General features: G+C 47.6%; 22 protein-coding genes. 13 read left to right on the top strand and 9 right to left on the bottom strand.

Features of this window, described 5'->3' with window-relative positions; genetic code table 11:
* Positions 1 to 13: 13 nt before the first annotated feature.
* Positions 14 to 1,132 carry a LysM domain-containing protein gene (locus PHH59_RS08740; RefSeq protein ID WP_300014306.1) on the bottom strand — a complete coding sequence of 373 codons (1,119 nt, stop codon included), beginning with the start codon at positions 1,130 to 1,132 and terminating at the stop codon, positions 14 to 16.
* A gap of 96 nt (positions 1,133 to 1,228) precedes the next feature.
* Here PHH59_RS08740 and def point away from each other — a divergent pair, with 96 nt between their 5' ends.
* From def to PHH59_RS08680, 12 genes are all read left to right on the top strand, one after another.
* On the top strand, positions 1,229 to 1,741 hold the full coding sequence (gene def, locus PHH59_RS08735) for a peptide deformylase (RefSeq protein WP_300014303.1): 513 nt from the start codon (positions 1,229 to 1,231) through the stop codon (positions 1,739 to 1,741).
* Positions 1,738 to 2,661: a methionyl-tRNA formyltransferase gene (gene fmt / locus PHH59_RS08730; protein ID WP_300014300.1), complete on the top strand. Its 924-nt coding sequence runs from the start codon at positions 1,738 to 1,740 to the stop codon at positions 2,659 to 2,661. The genes def and fmt overlap by 4 nt, the downstream gene beginning before the upstream one ends.
* Positions 2,658 to 3,950 carry a 16S rRNA (cytosine(967)-C(5))-methyltransferase RsmB gene (gene rsmB / locus PHH59_RS08725; RefSeq protein WP_300014297.1) on the top strand — a complete coding sequence of 431 codons (1,293 nt, stop codon included), beginning with the start codon at positions 2,658 to 2,660 and terminating at the stop codon, positions 3,948 to 3,950. The genes fmt and rsmB overlap by 4 nt, the downstream gene beginning before the upstream one ends.
* A complete protein-coding gene (locus PHH59_RS08720; RefSeq protein ID WP_300014294.1) occupies positions 3,928 to 4,500 on the top strand; it encodes a DUF4390 domain-containing protein in 573 nt (190 codons plus the stop codon). The genes rsmB and PHH59_RS08720 overlap by 23 nt, the downstream gene beginning before the upstream one ends.
* On the top strand, positions 4,482 to 6,635 hold the full coding sequence (locus PHH59_RS08715; RefSeq protein ID WP_300014291.1) for an ATP-binding protein: 2,154 nt from the start codon (positions 4,482 to 4,484) through the stop codon (positions 6,633 to 6,635). The genes PHH59_RS08720 and PHH59_RS08715 overlap by 19 nt, the downstream gene beginning before the upstream one ends.
* A gap of 26 nt (positions 6,636 to 6,661) precedes the next feature.
* A complete protein-coding gene (locus tag PHH59_RS08710; protein ID WP_300014288.1) occupies positions 6,662 to 8,023 on the top strand; it encodes a sigma-54 dependent transcriptional regulator in 1,362 nt (453 codons plus the stop codon).
* Positions 8,024 to 8,157: 134 nt separating this feature from the next.
* Entirely contained in the window at positions 8,158 to 8,586 is a 429-nt protein-coding gene (rplM, locus tag PHH59_RS08705) for a 50S ribosomal protein L13 (protein ID WP_088619929.1), read from the top strand.
* 13 nt (positions 8,587 to 8,599) lie between these two features.
* The gene (gene rpsI, locus PHH59_RS08700; protein WP_300014279.1) at positions 8,600 to 8,992 is read left to right on the top strand and encodes a 30S ribosomal protein S9; all 393 of its coding nucleotides are present in this window, start codon (positions 8,600 to 8,602) and stop codon (positions 8,990 to 8,992) included.
* Positions 8,993 to 9,154: 162 nt separating this feature from the next.
* Positions 9,155 to 9,898 carry a septum site-determining protein MinC gene (gene minC, locus PHH59_RS08695; protein WP_300014276.1) on the top strand — a complete coding sequence of 248 codons (744 nt, stop codon included), beginning with the start codon at positions 9,155 to 9,157 and terminating at the stop codon, positions 9,896 to 9,898.
* Positions 9,899 to 9,922: 24 nt separating this feature from the next.
* The gene (gene minD / locus PHH59_RS08690; RefSeq protein ID WP_300014273.1) at positions 9,923 to 10,732 is read left to right on the top strand and encodes a septum site-determining protein MinD; all 810 of its coding nucleotides are present in this window, start codon (positions 9,923 to 9,925) and stop codon (positions 10,730 to 10,732) included.
* Entirely contained in the window at positions 10,732 to 10,998 is a 267-nt protein-coding gene (minE, locus tag PHH59_RS08685) for a cell division topological specificity factor MinE (RefSeq protein WP_300014270.1), read from the top strand. Before minD ends, minE begins: the two co-directional genes overlap by 1 nt.
* Positions 10,999 to 11,028: 30 nt before the next feature.
* On the top strand, positions 11,029 to 11,226 hold the full coding sequence (locus tag PHH59_RS08680; protein ID WP_300014267.1) for a winged helix-turn-helix domain-containing protein: 198 nt from the start codon (positions 11,029 to 11,031) through the stop codon (positions 11,224 to 11,226).
* A 70-nt stretch (positions 11,227 to 11,296) separates the two neighbouring features.
* On the opposite strand, the gene rapZ is transcribed toward PHH59_RS08680, so the two are convergent.
* The 8 genes from rapZ to PHH59_RS08640 form a co-directional block, all read right to left on the bottom strand.
* Entirely contained in the window at positions 11,297 to 12,154 is an 858-nt protein-coding gene (rapZ, locus tag PHH59_RS08675; RefSeq protein ID WP_300014264.1) for an RNase adapter RapZ, read from the bottom strand.
* Between the two features lie 74 nt (positions 12,155 to 12,228).
* Entirely contained in the window at positions 12,229 to 12,519 is a 291-nt protein-coding gene (gene raiA, locus PHH59_RS08670) for a ribosome-associated translation inhibitor RaiA (RefSeq protein WP_300014261.1), read from the bottom strand.
* 45 nt (positions 12,520 to 12,564) lie between these two features.
* Entirely contained in the window at positions 12,565 to 14,010 is a 1,446-nt protein-coding gene (locus PHH59_RS08665; RefSeq protein ID WP_300014258.1) for an RNA polymerase factor sigma-54, read from the bottom strand.
* 18 nt (positions 14,011 to 14,028) lie between these two features.
* The gene (gene lptB / locus PHH59_RS08660) at positions 14,029 to 14,754 is read right to left on the bottom strand and encodes an LPS export ABC transporter ATP-binding protein (RefSeq protein WP_300014255.1); all 726 of its coding nucleotides are present in this window, start codon (positions 14,752 to 14,754) and stop codon (positions 14,029 to 14,031) included.
* Between the two features lie 2 nt (positions 14,755 to 14,756).
* A complete protein-coding gene (gene lptA / locus PHH59_RS08655) occupies positions 14,757 to 15,275 on the bottom strand; it encodes a lipopolysaccharide transport periplasmic protein LptA (protein ID WP_300014252.1) in 519 nt (172 codons plus the stop codon).
* Positions 15,259 to 15,831, bottom strand: a complete 573-nt coding sequence (gene lptC / locus PHH59_RS08650; RefSeq protein WP_300014250.1) for an LPS export ABC transporter periplasmic protein LptC — start codon at positions 15,829 to 15,831, stop codon at positions 15,259 to 15,261. Before lptC ends, lptA begins: the two co-directional genes overlap by 17 nt.
* Complete coding sequence (gene kdsC, locus PHH59_RS08645; RefSeq protein WP_300014247.1) at positions 15,828 to 16,370, bottom strand: 3-deoxy-manno-octulosonate-8-phosphatase KdsC; 543 nt, start codon at positions 16,368 to 16,370, stop codon at positions 15,828 to 15,830. Before kdsC ends, lptC begins: the two co-directional genes overlap by 4 nt.
* Positions 16,370 to 17,347 (bottom strand): KpsF/GutQ family sugar-phosphate isomerase, encoded by a 978-nt coding sequence (locus PHH59_RS08640; protein WP_300014244.1) that lies wholly within the window; start codon positions 17,345 to 17,347, stop codon positions 16,370 to 16,372. Before PHH59_RS08640 ends, kdsC begins: the two co-directional genes overlap by 1 nt.
* A 523-nt stretch (positions 17,348 to 17,870) precedes the next feature.
* On the opposite strand from PHH59_RS08640, the gene PHH59_RS08635 reads away from it, so the two are divergent.
* Entirely contained in the window at positions 17,871 to 18,698 is an 828-nt protein-coding gene (locus PHH59_RS08635; protein ID WP_300014241.1) for an ATP-binding cassette domain-containing protein, read from the top strand.
* Positions 18,699 to 19,348 lie beyond the last annotated feature (650 nt).

Raw genomic sequence — 19,348 nt, 5'->3', positions numbered from 1 at the left:
AGGCTGATCTGGCTCAGGGGGTTTGTACTTTGTCTAAAATGTGGATGGCTTGTCCGGCTTTCATCACCAATGCGTAACTGACACGCTCAAAGGGACGGAACACCATCAATATCCCCGCTTTTTCGTCTGGTAGTTTCACCATCGAATTTTTAATCGGGCCGAACCGGTCCATAACCATCCGGCCTTTTCTAAGGATATCCAGCTCATGTCCGACTTGTAAGCCGTCCCGTATGCCTTTATCAATCACTACGGTGTCATATAGGCCGATTTGTGAAACACCGCCTTGAATGCTAATGATGTTGCCGTTAATTTTTTTCGCCGGTGGCCTGGGAAAATAATTCAACGTGATATCTTCTTCGAGATTGGGCATGACGCGGTCTCCCATGCGAATTTCACTCTTGGCTTTAGTGACGACCAACGTGGCCGGATCGCCGGCTTGTTGCAATGTAGTTTCGGCAACAAATTGGGCTTCATAACCTAAAATTTCACCGGTTTCAGGATTTTTATAGGTTTGGCCAGTACGATAAACGGTGAAAGTCGAATTTTTGGGGGCGGTAATGGCGCGGACATAAATTTTATCACCAATGCCTGCAACAAGATGCTCCCCCGCCAGTTCAAGGACATAAGGCGAGGCATTCAACCCATTGGCACCGACAACACGCGGTGTCGTCAAAAATTGGTCGATTTTATCGTTCGGAATCAATTTGATCGCTTGATTGAGATTGCTCTCGCGGATACAGGGCATCAGCTTGCCATCCGCCGAAACCGGGAATTTAGTCCGCCCGTGTTTAAATTCTTCTTCTTTCAGGACACAGGGCGACTGGATGTTCAGCTCGGCAGTCGGCTGTTCGTTTCTGGATAAGCTCAGTTGCGGCCTACCATTGACCATAGCAAAATAAATGGTGTCACCTGGATAGATCAGGTGGGGATTGTGGATTTGGCTGTTAAAACGCCATAATTCGGGCCATTGGGTTGGATGTTGCAAAAACTTGCCTGATATGTCCCACAAGGTGTCGCCGTGGACGACCGTATATTGGTCCGGGTGCGAAGGGTTGATTTGTAATTCATCGGCATACGCGTGGGTGCTGATGAATAGGGAAAGAAGTAACCCTGAAAGTATGCGAAAAGCCATAGTGATTCCTGCGGAGTCTTTTTAGTCTGTTTAAATTCAAAGTTTAGATGATTTCATATAGAATTCCAGTATTCAATTATTATAGTGGAGAGTTTGTTGAGTATTCTAACTATTCTCGAATTTCCTGATGAGCGTCTGCGTAAAAAAGCCGCACCTGTCGGGAAAATCGACAATAACACCAAAAAACTGGTCGATGATATGTTGACGACCATGTACACCGCCAAAGGGGTCGGTCTGGCGGCCACCCAGGTTAATGTCCATCAGCGCATCATCGTTATAGATGTCAGCGAAGAAAAAAATGCCCCGCTGTGCCTGATTAATCCGCAGCTTATTGAAAAAGATGGCGTCAAGGAATCGGAGGAAGGGTGTTTGTCGGTGCCTCATTTTTATGAGAAAGTCCGGCGGGCGGAACATATCAGGGTGCGGGCTTGGGATCGTGAAGGCCGGCCGTTTGAACTCGAAGCCCAGGATTTGTTGGCGGTGTGCATACAGCATGAGATGGATCACCTGGAAGGCAAGTTGTTCGTTGATTACCTGTCGCCGTTAAAACGCCAGCGTATCAAAAAGAAACTGGAAAAACAGCATAAACAGGAAAAAAATTGGGCATGAAAATTATTTTTGCAGGAACACCCGAATTTGCCGTGCCTAGCTTGCAAATATTGCTCACTTCGGGGCATGAAGTCTGTGCCGTTTATACCCAGCCAGACCGTCCAGCCGGTCGGGGCCGCCATTTGCAACCCGGCCCGGTCAAAGCATTGGCGGTAGCGGCGGGAATTCCTGTGTTGCAACCACTGAGCCTGAAAACCGACGATGACCTTAGGCAAATCCGGGCTTTTGACGCCGACCTGATGGTGGTTGTGGCATACGGGATGATTTTGCCGCAAACGGTGCTGGATGTGCCGAGAATGGGTTGCATCAATGTGCATGGCTCGCTATTGCCGCGTTGGCGCGGGGCGGCGCCCATCCAGCGGGCGGTCATGGCGGGTGATGCCAAAACTGGCGTCACAATCATGAAAATCGTGCATAAATTGGATGCGGGGGACATGTTGCATAAAGAGGAATATGAACTATCGGCAACGGACACCTCCAGTGAGGTCCATGACCGCTTGGCAGCTTTGGGGGCAATCGGTTTGGCAAAAGTGTTGGTGCAACTTGAACAAGGTACTGTAAATGCCGAGCCGCAGGATGAGGCTGTGGTGACCTATGCCGAAAAATTGCACAAAAGCGAAGCGGTCATCGACTGGACGCAAAGTGCGGAAGCCATCGCCAGAAAAGTCAGGGGCTTGAATGCTTGGCCGGTGGCGCAAACGCAGTATCGGGGCGAGGTTTTGCGTATCTGGCGGGCCGAAGCCATCGACAATGAGGCTAACGATAAACCCGGGACGGTGGTCAGTAACCACAAGATTATGGATGTGATGACGGGCAAAGGCATCCTGCGTCTGCACGAAGTGCAGCTTCCAGGCGGCAAACGCATGGCGGTTGAAGCATTTCTTAACGCCCATGATGCCAATGGAGCAAACTTAACTTGAGTGCGAACACACGGGCCATCGCCGCACGGGTTTTAGCCGACGTCATCGAAAACGGACATTCGTTGACGGCGATTCTTGATAACACTTTATCCTCCATACCCAGCAACAAAGACCGGGCGTTTATCCAAATGCTTTGTTACGGGGTCTGCCGCCATTACCACCACCTTGATTTTATCTTAGGCAAATTAGTAGCCAAGCCGCTAAAAGACATGGACATTAAAGCCCTGGTTTTAGTCGGTTTGTACCAGCTCCAGTTTATGCGCGTCAAACCCCATGCCGCCGTGTCAGAAACGGTGTTGGCGGTGGGCAAAAAAAATTGGGCCAAAGGCTTGGTGAATGCGTTGCTGAGGACTTATTTGCGTGAACAAACCACGCTGGAAGCGCAAGCCAGGCAAGTGGCTACGGCAGCATGGAGCCATCCTGATTGGCTGATCCGGCTTATCCAGCAAGACTGGCCGGAGCAGGCGGAACAAATCTTCATTGCAAATAACCTGCAAGCACCGATGGCTTTGCGTATCAATTTGGCCAAAATTGATACGCAAGCTTATCTGCAACAACTGAATGCCAAGGATATAACGGCAAGTAGCGTTGATTTTTGCCCATCGGCACTGGTCTTGGGAAATGCGATAGCCGTTGATGAATTGCCGGGCTTTGCCAGCGGCTGGGTGTCCGTTCAGGATACCGCAGCGCAATTGGCCGCCGAATTGCTGGATCTTCGACCTGGGCAGCGGGTTTTGGATGTCTGTGCCGCCCCGGGTGGCAAAACCGCCCATATTCTGGAAGCCCAAGCACAGTTACAAATCGTGATGGCGGTCGATATTGACGCCAGCCGGTTGCAAAGGGTCGGCGAAAATTTGCAACGCTTAGGTTTGTCTGCGAAGTTGATCTGCGGTGATGCGGCTGATCCACAAAATTGGTGGGACGGGCAAGTCTTTGAGCGTATTTTGTTGGATGCACCCTGTTCCGCGACGGGGGTCATCCGTCGCCATCCCGATATAAAATTGTTGCGCAGGGCCGAAGATATTGCCCAGTTGCAAGCCCTACAGGAAACGATTTTAAACGCAATCTGGCCCTTGCTGGCTAAAGATGGCATCTTGCTTTATGCGACTTGTTCCGTGCTCAAGCAGGAAAACGAGTATCAGATAAGGGCTTTTTTAGCTGGTCATGCCGATGCTGAGGAATTACCTTGCCCGGATGAATGGGGGGCCGCAGCTAGTGCAGGCAGGCAAATTTTGCCCGGCGAATCAGGCATGGACGGTTTTTATTATGCGCGTCTTCGTAAATTATAAAACCTTGTGGATGCTGGCTTGGCTGGTTTGCTGGCCGCCGTTGCCGGTGCGGGCGGAATGTTGTGCCGCCCAGGTCAAAATGGCCCAGTTAGTGAGGGAAGGCCCAAATTATCTGCTTTCCGCCGACATAGACTATCAATTCAGCGAAAAAGCCTTGGCGGCCCTGCAAAACGGGGTGCCGTTATTTTGGGAATTACAGATAAAGATCCAGCAACCACGGGAGTTGCTTTGGTCAAAAACGCTGGCGGAAACCAGCATTCGCTATCGTTTGCAATACCATGCCTTGTTGAACATGTACCGCGTCAAAAACGAAAGTAATGGCGATGTCCAGAATGTTTCCAGTTTGGCCGCCGCATTGGATCTGATGTCAACGTTGCGTAATTTCCACATTCTCGACAACGCCGGTTTTGCCCCGGCACCGGCAACCGTTTTGGCTTTGAAAGTCGATTTTGACCGCAATGCCTTGCCTTTGCCGCTGCGTCCTTTGGCTTATCTCAGTAAGCAATGGTATTTATCTAGTGATTGGACACTATGGCCCTTAAAAAACTAAAGCTGTCCGGTAATCTGTCGGTATTCATACTGTCCGGGTTGATCCTGCTGTCTTTGCAGTTGATGAGTTCGGCTACGCAGGAATCTTCGCAACTCGGCGAAATGTATTCCTGGCTATTGTTGATGAATGCCATCGGTTCGGTGGTTTTGCTCTGGCTGGTTGGCGCCAATATCTACACGCTGACCAAGCAATTGAAAAAACGTGAGGCGGGTTCCAGGCTAACTACCCGCATGGTGTCCTTGTTTGTCGTGTTGGCCCTGGCTCCGGCGGCGATAGTCTTTTATTTCTCGATGCAGTTTTTGCATCAAGGGATTGATAGCTGGTTTAATGTTGAAATTGACCGGGCTATGGAAGACTCTTTGGAGCTGAGCCAGGCGTCACTGGATCAACGGATGCGCTGGCATTTGAAACAAACCCAGCAATTGGCAAGCACGTTGGAATTTTCGCCAACTAATCTTCTGGCACCGGAAATTGAAAATTTGCGCGAGCTCGCCGGTGCTTCGGAAATGACCTTGTTTTCCCAGCCAGGCACCATCATCGTTTCCAGTAGCAACAATCCCAGTGACATCTTGCCCAGCCTGCCGGACGAGCATATCTGGATACAATTGCGCCAGCAGCATACCGATTATGTGGCGTTGTCTCCGGTGCGCGATGATGAATTGATGATACGTGTCATTGTCAAGATCAACGGGCAAGAGCCGCTGTATTTGCAAGCCCTCTATCCCGTTCCGGTCAGGATCGCCGACTTGGCGGATTCGGTGGAATTTGCCTTTGTCCGCTACCAGGAAATGAGTTTTTTGCGCCATTCCTTAAAACTCAGTTTCTCGCTGGCATTGTCCCTGGTGTTGTTGATGAGTTTGCTGGCGGCCATTTGGGTGGCGTTCATCAGTATCCGGCATATCATCGCGCCGGTAAAAGCCTTGGTCAAAGGCACCCAGGCCGTCGCTTCGGGGCGTTATGACCAGCAACTGCCAGTCACCGCGCAAGACGATTTGGGGTTTCTGGTCGAATCCTTCAACGAAATGACGCAGCGTATCGCCAGGGCCAGTTACGAGTCGAGGATGGCGGGTTTTGAAGTGGAAAACCAACGCGCTTATTTGGAAACGATACTGGCTAACTTGACGGCGGGGGTCATCAGTTTTGATACGGTGTTCAAAATCCGCACGGCAAACCAAGCCGCGTACCGGATTTTTCGTATCCAAGTGAACCAGTGCATAGGCTACACTTTGCTGGAATTGGCTAAGAATGTGGTTGAATTGGCGGAACCGCTAAAATCGATGCAACGCTTCCTGGAATTGTCCGACGATATTTGGGAGCAACGCATCGCTTTTTTGGGGCCGAATGGCCGCCAGGAATTATTGTGCCGGGGTACGCCGTTGTTTGCCCAAGACGGGGCCCGCGCCGGTGCCGTGGTGGTGTTTGACGATGTCACGGATTTGATCCAGGCGCAAAAAAATGCCGCTTGGGGCGAGGTGGCCAGACGCTTGGCGCATGAAATAAAAAATCCGCTGACGCCTATCCAATTGTCGGCGGAGCGCTTGCAACATAAATTGGCGGATAAGCTATCCGAAGCTGATGCGGCCATCTTAAAACGCTCGACCATCACGATTGTGCAGCAAGTTGAAGCGATGAAGGAAATGGTCGATGATTTTTCGGAATATGCCAAACCGTCGAAAAAACAGACGGTGGCGATTGATTTGCCCGTGCTTGTACAGGAGGTGCTGGCGCTGTATGTGCTTAAATCTGGCGTAAAATTTAAGGCCAATTATGAAGCCGGTGGCGGTTTATTGGTTACTGGCGATCCGGTCAGCATCCGGCAGGTTTTACATAACCTGATCAAAAATGCACTCGAAGCCATTGAAACGCAAGGTTTGATAGAAATTAACCTGCATCGGGTACAAAAAAATGACACCGATTTTATCGAAATCGCATTGTACGATGACGGCCCAGGGATAAAAGACGGACAAATCGAAAAAATTTTTGAACCCTATGTCACCACCAAAGCCAAAGGCACCGGTCTCGGCTTGGCCATTGTGAAAAAAATTATTGAGGAGCATGGTGGTGCAATCTGGGTCGACACCCAAAGGAAAGTGGGGGCTGGTTTTATTATCCAACTGCCTGCGTGTAATGTTTAAGCCAGCCACATTTTAATAAGCTAATGATGAATACAAATACCCCACGGATTTTAGTTGTTGATGACGAACCTGAGATCCGCCGTCTGGTCAGCGAAATTCTCGAAGATGAAGGCTATAAAGTGGATATGGCGGAAGATGCCCAAATTGCCAGGCAATTGAAAACCAGCATTAAGCCCAATCTGATTTTACTGGACATCTGGATGCCGGATACCGATGGCATTACGCTGTTAAAAGAATGGGTGGCGGAGGATGCCTTGGATTGTCCGGTTATTATGATGTCCGGGCATGGTTCGGTGGAATCGGCGGTGGAGGCGACCCGTTTGGGGGCTTATGATTATCTGGAAAAGCCTTTGTCTATGGCTAAATTGCTGTTGATAGTGGAAAGGGCCTTGGAAGCCAGTTATTTGCAACGGGAAAACGCCGGTGTCAGGCAGGCCCCCGTTGTCGAAATTGATCCGGTTGGCAAAAGTGCCACGGTTGCCAGGATCAAGGACCAGTTGAAACGTCTGGCCCAACATGATGCGCGATTGTTGTTTGTTGGCGAGGCGGGTGTCGGCAAGGAGTTGTATGCCCGCTATTTGCATAACAATAGCTCGCACCGGGATGGGCCGTTTATTGATGTGGCGGTGGGTAGCATTTCGCCGGAAAATTCTGCGGTCGAATTTTTTGGCAAGGAATATGCCGGTAAAACCTACCCAGGCCTGCTGGAGCGCGCCCATAAAGGCACGTTATTTTTAGGCGAAATCGCCGGTATGGATAAAGAAACCCAATTACGCCTGTTGAGCGCGTTGGAATCCAGCTCGTTCCTGCGCGTTGGCGGCAGCGAGGCGGTGCGCGTGGATGTCCGTGTGGTTGCGTCCACACGCATCAGCTTGGATGAAGAGGTCAAATTCGGCAGGTTCCGGCAAGATCTGTATTATTTGCTCAATGAAGTGACGATGGAGATTCCGCCATTACGGAGCCATAGTGAGGATGTCCCTGCTTTGTTGAGCTTTTATGTCGACTTTTTTGTCAATCAGGACAAGCTGGGGTTCAGGCGGTTTTCAATGGCGGCGCAGAATTTTTTACGCAATTACTGCTGGCGCGGCAATGTCCGGGAATTGAAAAATCTGGTGCAACGCTTGATGATTCTTGGGGTTGGTGAGGATATTGAGCTTGAAGAAGTCAAAACCGGGTTAGGGACGGTAATGGGCGATATGACGGGGATGTCTTCCGTGCCGGATTTTTTTAACCTGCCTCTAAAGGAAGCCAGGGATCATTTTGAAAAAGCCTATTTGGAATATCATTTTGAGCGTACGGGCGGCAGCGTTGCCAAATTGTCAGCCGCAGTCGGCATGGAACGCACCCATCTTTACCGCAAATTACATTCGTTGAACATAAAATTGTAGCCAAATAAGTTTATCAAGCTCAGCCCAAGTAAGTATTTATAAATAAACCTTGTAAAAGCTAAATATGTCTAGTAAAATTGTTAGTCTTTTATTAAGGCTTTACATAAAGACGCTTTTTACAGAAAACTATAACGATGAAAACATTCAGTGCAAAACCAGCAGAAGTAAAGCGTGATTGGTACGTGGTAGATGCAGAAGGAAAGACGTTAGGTCGCCTTGCTTCTGAGATTGCACGTCGTCTTCGCGGTAAACATAAACCAGAATTCACCCCGCATGTCGATACAGGTGATTATATTATTGTCGTCAATGTCGAAAAAATTGGCGTGACCGGTACTAAAGAAAAAGATAAATTGTATCAGCATCATACAGGCTATATCGGCAACTTGAAAACCGTCAGCTTAGGCAAACTGAGAAAAACCTTCCCAGACCGGATTCTGACAACGGCTGTTAAGGGTATGTTGCCTAAAAATCCATTGGGTCGGGCAATGTTCAAAAAGTTGAAAGTCTATGCCGGCCCAGAACATGAACATCAGGCCCAACAGCCAAAAGTTTTAGAATTATAAGCGAGTAAACCACATGGCAGCAGCTCAGTATTACGGAACAGGTCGTCGTAAAAGTGCAATAGCGCGTGTTTACGCAACCAAAGGCACTGGAAAAATTATCATCAACACCAAGGCCATAGAAGATTATTTTGGTCGTAAAACCGACCAGATGGTTTCCCGCCAGCCTTTGGAATGTGTGGATATGGTCGGCAATTTTGATGTCAACGTGATTGTTAAAGGTGGCGGGCCTTCAGGTCAGGCAGGGGCCATACGTCTTGGTTTGACCCGTGCATTGATGGAATATGATGAAACATTGCGTCCGGCACTTAGACATGCGGGTTATGTGACACGCGATTCGCGCATTGTTGAACGTAAAAAAGTCGGCTTGCACAAAGCCAGAAAACGTCCTCAGTACTCAAAACGTTAATCTTTATCCACAAGATGGCGATAAAAGGGTTGCATTAGCACATAATGCAACCCTTTTTTGTGGGCGGCGTTTTTTGATGCGGCCAAAACAAATAATCAGAAATGATTTTTTTTCTTAGCAATGCTAGAATGGCTACAACTTAAGTTATTACAGATGTAACGGATGACGACAGATCCACAAAACACGCTCACTAAAGCAACTGCAATCGAATTTAAAAGCAACACATTTACGGTGCCTGTTTTAGTCATATCCAGTAACGATTTGGATGTCATCAATGATCAAATTCAAAAAAAAATCCAAATCGCCCCGGATTTTTTCAAAAACTCTCCAATCGTTCTTGACGTTCAATCAATAAATAAAAATAATCTACCTATTGATTTTACCAAACTCACCAATGTCCTCCGTGAGGCAGGATTATTGCCAATCGGTATAAGGGGCGGGAACGGGTTACAAAATAAAATAGCCATAGATTTGGGTATTCCTATCCATTCTGTCCACAATAGCCCGGTAATCGAAAAGAAAAATCTTGAAGATTCGCCTCCGAAAATAAAATCAAGCCATTCTGAAACTGCATTAAACACCCAAGCAACGTTAATTTCCCAACCCGTCCGATCTGGGCAACGCATTTATGCGACAGGGGATTTGATTATTTTGGCTCAAGTGAGCGCGGGGGCGGAAATAATGGCGGAGGGTAATATCCATGTCTACAATACCTTAAGAGGCCGGGCTTTGGCTGGTGTGCAAGGAAATCTAGGTGCGCGGATTTTTTGTTCCGATTTGCAAGCGGAGTTGATCTCCATTGCAGGTACTTATCAAATCAGTGAAGATATGCGCGGGATAGTGCGCAACAAACCAGTGCAGATTTATTTACAAGAACATACTTTAATTATTAAAGATACTGCTTAATAAAACCTACCTAGAGGAACATTTGTGGCAAGAATTATTGTTGTAACATCGGGTAAGGGCGGTGTTGGCAAAACCACAACCAGTGCCGCCATCGCTATGGGCTTGGCAAAACGAGGCCACAAAACGGCGGTCATAGATTTTGATGTCGGTTTGCGGAATCTGGACTTGATCATGGGCTGTGAACGCCGTGTTGTGTATGATTTTATCAATGTCATCAATGGTGAGGCATCGCTTAACCAAGCCTTGATCCGTGACAAGCATTGCGACCAACTGTATATTTTGCCCGCTTCACAAACCCGTGATAAAGATGCTTTAAGCCAGGAAGGCGTTGGCAAGGTTTTAGAAGAATTGTCCAAAGATTTTCAATATGTGGTTTGCGATTCTCCAGCGGGTATCGAAAGAGGCGCGCATTTGGCGATGTATTATGCCGATGATGCTTTTGTGGTCACCAATCCTGAAGTTTCATCGGTGCGTGACTCTGATCGTATGTTAGGGCTGTTGGCGAGCAAATCACGCAGGGCGGAACGCAACGAAGAACCGATCAAGGAATATCTGTTATTGTCCCGCTACTCGCCAGAGCGGGTAAAAATCGGTGATATGTTGAGTGTAAACGATGTGCAGGACATTTTGTCTTTACATCTGTTGGGCGTGATCCCCGAATCGAAATCGGTCTTGACGGCGTCAAATTCAGGCGTACCGGTTATTCTCGATGAAAAGAGCGATGCAGGCCAAGCTTATGCCGATATTGTCGCCCGTTACTTGGGCGAAGAGAGGCCACATCGTTTTATTGATGAGAAAAAAGGCCTTTTCGGGAAGCTGTTTGGGGGCAAATGATGAGTTTACTAGACTATTTTAGAATCACTAAAACCAGTTCGGCTTCGCTGGCGAAGGAGCGCTTGCAGATCCTTGTTGCCCATGAGCGTTCGTCCCGACACCAGCCATCTTATCTTCCTCAGTTACAAAAGGAATTGCTGGAAGTGATAAAAAAATATGTCAACGTCGATCAAGATGCCATATCATTTAACTTCGAGCAAGATGAAAATCAGGAAACGCTTGAACTGAATATCGTATTGCCTGATCATCAAGCAAAAAATTTTTAAACTCTCCAACAACTCTCAAAGGTGATTGAAATGACTGAAATAATTGGTGATGCAGCAGGTAAAATATGGAAATTTCTGGATGAAAACGGCCCATCCAGCGTGACAAAAATTTCCACTGAAACCGGGATTAATAAAAATGATATCCAACGGGCCATTGGCTGGCTTTCCAAGGAAGATAAGCTGGTCTTTGAAATGAAAGGCCGGACTGAAACCTTGTCATTGAAATAAGCTTTTTAGTCGTTCCCGAGTCCAAGATTCGGCAGATTATGCCGGTCTTGGGCTTTTTTATGCGTAGGGCTTAATGAAGTTCGCGATGGCGGACGATGACGTTGAAATAGCTGTTTTTAAACTGCTTGACTAACGAGTCGACCAGATAGACAGAGCGGTGTTGCCCTCCTGTGCAGCCTATGGCTACGGTCAGATAAGTGCGTCCTTCCGCTTCAAAACGTGGTATCCAGCGTTCAAGAAACCCGGTAATATCTTGAAAAAGTTCAATGACTAAAGGGTGTTCATGCAAAAAACCAATGACCGCCTGGTCTTTTCCGGTTAAGCCGCGCAATTCAGGAATCCAATAGGGGTTTGGTAAGCTGCGGGCATCAAAAACAAAATCCGCATCTAAAGGAACCCCGTGCTTAAAGCCAAACGATTGGAATTGTAGGGAAATATGTTTGACATCACGTTCACCAATTTGGTCTTTGATCAGTTCGCGCAATTGGTGGTAATGCGTCCGGCTGGTATCTATGATGACGCTGGCGTGCCTGGCAATCGGGGTCAACATTTCCCTTTCGATTTTTAAAGCTTCTTTTAAAGGAATATTAAAATCCGTCAAAGGATGTTTGCGGCGGGTTTCACTGTAGCGTTTAAGCAAGGTGGCTTCTTCAGCCTGCATGAAAATGACCTCGCAGCTTATGCCTTTGCTGTGTATCAATCTCATGCTATCGGAAAAGTTAGCCAAGCTTTCGCTTTGGTTTCTGGCATCAATACCAATGGCCGTTTTGGCGTATGTATTGGTATCAACCAGCATCACATGGTTAATGAAGTCTTCCAACAAGGTGACTGGCAAATTATCTATGCAGAAATAGCCGCAGTCTTCGAGGGTGTCCAGGGCTATGCTTTTGCCGGAACCGGAGAGCCCGCTAACAATTAATAGTTTCATAAGTTCAGGCGTGGAGCGTGTGCATCATTTTGATTTGGGTTGTTGTCCGCCACACACGCTCCGCGCCCTAGGTATCAGCGGTGGGTGTGGGTTTTTTCTTTATGTTTGGCGATTTGACGGTCGAGTTTGTCGACCATGTTGTCAATCGCCACATACATGTCTTCTTGATGGTCTTCGGCAAACAGCTTGGCCCCGCTCAGTTGCAAGGTGGCTTCCGCTTTCTGCACCAGTTTTTCTACACTTAAAATAACATGTACATCAGTGACGTTGTCAAAATGCCGGGCTAATTTGGCAAATTTTGCGTCGATATGCGTCCGTAACGCATCGGTTATTTCAAGATGATGACCTGTTATTATGACTTGCATGGTAAAACTCCTTAATGAATTGATGGTTTTTAGCAGGGAAGGATCTTACAAAATCCGTTTTCTCTGGCTAGATGATGCGATAAACATCGCTTCCCGATACTTGGCAATTGTCCTTCTGGCAACATTGATGCCTTTCTCGTTTAAAAAATCGGCAATTTTGCTGTCACTCAGCGGTTTCGCCGGATCCTCATTGCTGATTAATTCTTTAATAATCGCCCGTATCGCGGTGGACGAGCATTCACCGCCACCTTCGGTCGAGACATGGCTGGAAAAAAAGTATTTGAATTCAAAAATACCATTGGGGGTGTGCATGAATTTTTGTGTAGTCACGCGCGAGATAGTCGACTCGTGCAATTCAAGCTCTTCGGCAATATCACGCAACACCATCGGTTTCATCGCGACCGAGCCATGCTCAAGAAACGCGGTTTGTTTTTCGACGATAGATCTGGCAACACGCAACAGCGTGTCGTTGCGGCTATGCAGGCTTTTGATAAACCAGCGGGCTTCTTGCAGATGGTCTTTCATGCAGGTGTTGTCTTTGCTGTTATCCGCCCGCTTGATCATTGCCGAATAAAACGGGTTGATACGCAATTTTGGGGCAATATCAGGGTTTAAATTGACTTGCCATACCCCGTTTTGCTTGATGACATAAACATCTGGGATGACGTATTCGGAATCGTGTTCTTGGATGCGTGAGCCTGGTTTGGGCTCAAGTGTCCTGATCAAGGCGACTACGGTGTCCAGTTGCCGTTCGGTCAAGCCCAGTTTGCGCATCAGCTTGGTTTGCTCATGGGTAGCCAGTAAATCCAGATGCTGGGTGACCACGGCGAGGGCTTCTTCACGATAAGGCGTGGTTTCAGGCAACTGGCGCAATTGCAGACGTAGACAATCACTTAAGTCAATCGCGGCGACGCCGGCGGGGTCAAAGTTTTGGATTCGGTGCAAGACGGCAAAGACTTCTTCAATATCCAAGTCATCCAATTGCGTTTGCATCGCTTGAAATATGTCTTCAGGCTTGCTGGTCAGATAGCCGTCTTCATTAATCGAATCAATAATGCCGATGGCAATGGCGTGGTCGCGTTCGGAAAAACGCGTCAGTTCCAGTTGCCATAACAAATGGTCCAGCAGGGTCGCACTATTGCTGCGTTGGGTTTCAAATTCAACGGTTTCGCTGTTATGGCTACCGGACTCCATGACGGCGTCGTAGATATCCTCCCATGATGAATCAATGGGCAGCTCATCAGGAATATCCGTTTGCGAGCCTTCACTGGTTTGCGAATCCGAGTGTTCGGTTTTTTTCTCCGGGAGCAGTTCAGAAACCGGGATATTGTTTTCGTCTTCGTTAATCTCCAGCATCATGTTAGATTCAAGCGCTTGCTGGATTTCTTGTTGCAAATCTAAAGTAGACATCTGCAACAACTTGATCGCCTGCTGCAATTGCGGCGTCATGGTAAGCTGCAGGCCTTGCCGAAGATGTAGGGATTGTTTCATTTTATTTGAATACAGTACTTAAAGACTAAAATTTTGGCCTAAATAAACTTTTCTAACTTCCTCATTGGCAACAATGGCTTCTGCGCCGCCTTCGGCGATGACTTTGCCATTATTGAGTATATAAGCGCGGTCACAAATACCTAAAGTTTCACGAACATTATGTTCGGTGATCAAAACGCCGATGCCGCGTTGCTTCAAATGCACGATGATTTTTTTTATGTCGTCCACCGATATGGGGTCGACGCCGGCAAAAGGCTCATCCAGTAAAATGAATTGTGGTTGGGTTGCCAATGCGCGGGCAATTTCAACGCGCCGACGTTCGCCGCCTGACAAGCTCAGTGCCTGCTGGTTGCGCAAATGCAAGATATTAAATTCCTGCAACAAATCATCAATGACCAATTCAATTTGGCTGTTGCTCAAATCTCCGCTGATTTGTAACACCGCCCGCAAATTGTCGGCGACACTCAATTTACGGAAAATCGATGGTTCTTGCGGTAAATAACCGATACCTAAGCGTGCCCGCAAGTGCATCGGATAATATGTGATGGCCTTGTCATCCAGTCTGATCTCGCCCGTATCCGCTTTGATTAAGCCGACCATCATATAAAAGCTAGTGGTTTTTCCGGCACCGTTCGGCCCTAATAAACCGACGACTTCCCCTGTATTGATTTCCAGGGATACGCCATCGACAACATTGCGCTTATGGTAAGCTTTAAATAATTGGGTTGCTGTCAGGGTTGCCATGCTTATGGGGCGTTTTTAGCTTTCGGCTTTAATATAACATGGACGCGTTTGGTATCGGATGATTTTTCACCCGCTTTCACCAGTGAGCTTTTAATATCGTATTCGATTAAGTTGCTCGAATAAGTGGCGTTACCTTGGGTCACAACCGCCTTATTTTGCAAGACCAGCAAATTTTTTTTCGGATAATATTCGCCAAGCAAGGCTTCGCCAATAATGTCTTCGGCACCGGCATTAGGTGTTTGCTTAAATTTGGCGCGGTTGCCGGTGAATATCAATTTATCGACTTCGCCATTTTTCAAATAAACGACCAATTTATCGGAATTGACCCGGATACTGCCCTGGATGGAGATGACGTTGCCGGTGTAGGTGCTGGTTTCTGTGGCATCGTCATAAGTTGCGGTGTTGGAATCAATCGAAATGGGTTGATCTGCATCGCTTTCCAGGGCAAAGCTGACGGTGTTATAAAAAGTGTTTAGTAAGATACCGCAGAAGAGAATGAGTTTTTTATTGTTGTCTTTCATATTTCCCTTGCACATGAGCCAGTAATTCAATACGAATTGGCTGCTTAAAAACCAGTTTCATTCCAGTCCCTGTGGTTTTGTTTGGCAGGCTCAGTAATTCTGCCTGCTCATCAGTTTCTGCAAAATGAGTTTCTGGTTTCACTTTAAGATTGGAGGTGTTTATCTTCAGGGCTTTGGTATTGTTGTATTGGTCCCTGTCAACAATGACTTTGCCGTGGAGCAGGATATTTTTTCTATCCGCCGACACGCTGCCCGATTCCGCCTGGATGCGCCACGGCGGTTGTTTTTCCAGATAAAAAACGATGGATGGCTTCTCCATTTGGGTGGTGTGGTCATCGCTATAATGGACAATTTTATCAGCAAACAATTGGGTGTTTACCAAACCTGACGTGTCCATTTCCCACTTAGTATAGCCTTTGCTGAACAAATCGGGGCTATGCGGCGGTATTAAGCGGTTGCCCAGATTGTCGCCCCCGCTTAAATTAACAAGTATCCAGCTAGCCAGCGCAACAAAAAACAAATAGAGATAGCCGTATTGGTCTCTAAAAAACGTCATATCAGATAAGTTTCGACGATGGCATCATAATGCCCTTGTGCTTGCATGATAAGATCACACACTTCGCGTACCGCACCTTGCCCACCGTTGCGTTGGGTATGCCATTGTGCGTGTTGTTTGACCGTATCAACAGCGTCATTGACGGCAATTGCCAAACCGGCCCGCGCCATAATCGGCAAGTCCAGCAAATCATCGCCGACATAGGCGGCTTGTGCCGGTGTTATCTTGAGTGTGGCCAGCAGTTCCTGGAACGCGGCGCGTTTGTCTTCGTGCCCTTGATAAACATGGGCGATGCCCAGGCTGTTCATGCGTAAACTGACTGCGTTGGAACGGCGGCCTGAAATGACCGCCACTTCTACGCCCGTTTGACGCAGTAATTTAATGCCATGCCCGTCTTGGGCATGGAAACTTTTATATTCATTTCCTTCGTGGTCAAAAAACAACTTACCATCTGTCAAAACGCCGTCAACATCGAGGATCAGCAATTTAATCTGGCTGGCCTTGGCGTATAGGCTGGATAGGGATTTGGTATTTGGCATCAGACAATACCTGCCTGGATCAAATCGTGCATGTTCAAGGCCCCGATAGCGCATTGCTGGTTATCGACCACAATGAGCGCGTTAATTTTTTTCTGTTCCATAATTTGCATGGCTTCGGCAGCGAGTATATCGGCAGTGATGACGGCGCAATGCGGGGTCATCACTTCGGTGATCGGGGTGCTATGGATATCCAAGTTCCTTCCCAGCATCCTGCGTAAATCGCCGTCGGTAAAAATACCGATGACCCGGTTGTTGGCTTCCACAATAGCCGTCATACCCAATTGTTTTTCGGTCATTTCCAGCAGGGCGTGGCTGATCAATGCCGATTCAGGCACGGAAGGCATGTTGACACCGACGTGCATAATATCCCTGACCCGCAATAACAAACGTTTTCCCAAGCTTCCGCCAGGATGGGCGAGGGCAAAATCATCGCGGGTGAAACCGCGTGCTTCCAATAATGAAACAGCCAGCGCGTCGCCCATCACCAAGGCGGCGGTGCTGCTCGATGTTGGGGCCAGCCCCAAGGGACAGGCTTCCTGTTTAACGGCGACATTTAGGTAAGTAGTTGAAAATCCCGCTAAAGTTGATTTCTCATTACCCGTTATCGCAACCAGCGGGACGCCCAGACGTTTGATGATAGGCAAAATGGTCAGGACTTCTTCGGTCTCCCCGGAATTTGACAGCGCCACCACCACATCATGTTTGGTGATCATGCCCAAATCTCCGTGGCTGGCCTCACCCGGATGTACAAAAAAAGCCGGTGTGCCGGTGCTGGCGAGCGTTGCGGCAATTTTGCTGGCGATATGCCCGGATTTGCCCATGCCGATGACCACCACCCGTCCAGTGCATTCGAACAGCAGTTTACACGCGGCGACAAAATTATCGTTAATTTGATCTTCCAGATCGGCTATTGCCTGCGCTTCCACTTGGATGACCGCTTTTCCTAATTCACGGAGTTTTTGGTCATTTAATTTCATTTTTTGCCTCCAAATTTGCGCGTTAGTGAGTTTAGGACAAAAAAATGATTAAAAAACGGTTTGATCATAGCGTTCGTCATGAAATATAAAAGCAGGTAATGCCAGCCATCGTATACGCCCAAGCAAGTTGGTGTTGCGATAAGCGAATCTAAAAATATCGCCATTATGCCATGCTTATTCCCTTCGCGCTCCATCAGAAAGCGATAAATTGTTTCCGTGTTAAATGAACCAGGCGATGGCGGCCCTCTTAAAACGTCCTATTGTACTTTTATCAAGCTTCCGTTTAAAAATGGATTGGGATTGACTTAATAAAGTATAGTCAGACACAATAAATAAATTTACTTCAAAGTGGCTCCCTAAGTATTAATCGTCCCATAAGTTCGCGCACAGTAGGATAAGGTTACTGTACGCGAACTTATGGGACGATTAATACATCCAATCAATAGGTTATTAATTGTTTCATAAGTAATCGCCGAAACAATTTTGAAATTAAGGTGCGATTACTTATGAAACAATTAATAGCATGGATAACAGCGATTTTCCCGAAACGAGTTTGGTTTGTGTCCGACAATTGTCATTTTCCCGTGGCGACAAAAAAATATTCGACGATATTTCCTTGGATTTTGAGCGCGGCAAAGTGACGGCGATCATGGGCCCTAGCGGTACTGGCAAAACGACCCTGTTAAAATTGATTGGCGGGCAGTTATGCCCGTCACAAGGCTCTGTTACTGTGGATGGTCAAAACGTCCATCAACTACGCCGCTATGAACTTTACGAGCTACGTAAACGCATGGGCATGTTGTTTCAAAGCGGGGCATTGCTGACTGACATGACGGTTTACGATAATGTCGCATTTCCATTGCGTGAACATACGCATTTGCCCGAATCCATGATCCGCACTTTAGTGCTGATGAAGTTGCAGGCGGTCGGTTTGCGGGGGGCGAGCCAACTGATGCCGAACGAGCTATCGGGGGGGATGGCGCGGCGCGTGGCCTTAGCCAGGGCGATTGCCCTCGATCCGATGATGATCCTTTACGATGAGCCGTTTACCGGACAAGACCCGATTGCGATGGGGATTTTGGTGCATCTGATCAAATCCTTGAATAACGCGCTCGGTTTGACCAGCATTATCGTCTCCCATGACGTTGCCGAGACTTCACAAATCGCCGATTACATCTACATCATTTCTGAAGGAAAAGTGGTTGACCAGGGCAGTCCTGTTGAAATTAAACAATCTTCTTCTGAATGGACACGGCAATTTATGTCAGGGGCGGCTGATGGCCCCGTCCATTTCCATTACCCTGCCAAAAATTATATTGACGATTTGTTGGCTACGGGTCGGCGTTATTGACAAACTGTTATCGGAATGACCACCGTTTGTGACCGATATAGCGGGTAATTGCACTTACTGATAAACCAGATAAATGGGCAATTTCGTGTGCGAACAGGGTTACGTTAAGTGAGGGTAAGAGGTAAGTGGCCAAAGCCATGCTGATGCCCTATGTTTGCAATAAACCAAAAAAATTTACCATAACAAAAAAAGCCACGGAACGGTGCGTAGTTTGTTGGCTAGCCTTAAATACATAACCTAAACAGCAAATAGGCGATAAGCATTCCGGGTGCATATTGCCCCGATGGGCCTGCATCCACATCCAGCTTATCCAGAACAACACCACGGGTACGGCTCCCCAGACAATTTCAGGTTAAGCCTCCACGAGTAGGCGCAGGTCAAAACAAAATAAAACACCAGCCAGGGTAAAAAAGTACCGCCGACATCTTGTGCCAATCCTAGGCTGGCCGCCACTCTCCAAGTCCAGCAAATCATTGGCGATATAAACCGATGAAGCATAGGCTGAATGAAAAAAAGCCACTAACAGCGTCAACCAATGATCGGCTTGGGTAATTTGATGCGCCGCGAACAGCGGGATAAAGAGCAGGGAATTTTTCAGCCATTGGTGTAAATGTTACAATGCCGCCAGGATTGTACGATCAGTCATAGTC

This window comes from Methylovulum sp. (assembly GCF_028687615.1).
Taxonomy (GTDB): Bacteria; Pseudomonadota; Gammaproteobacteria; order Methylococcales; family Methylomonadaceae; genus Methylovulum.
Note: the sequence above shows the minus strand (reverse complement) of the source record. Positions and strands in the feature narration are given on the sequence as shown.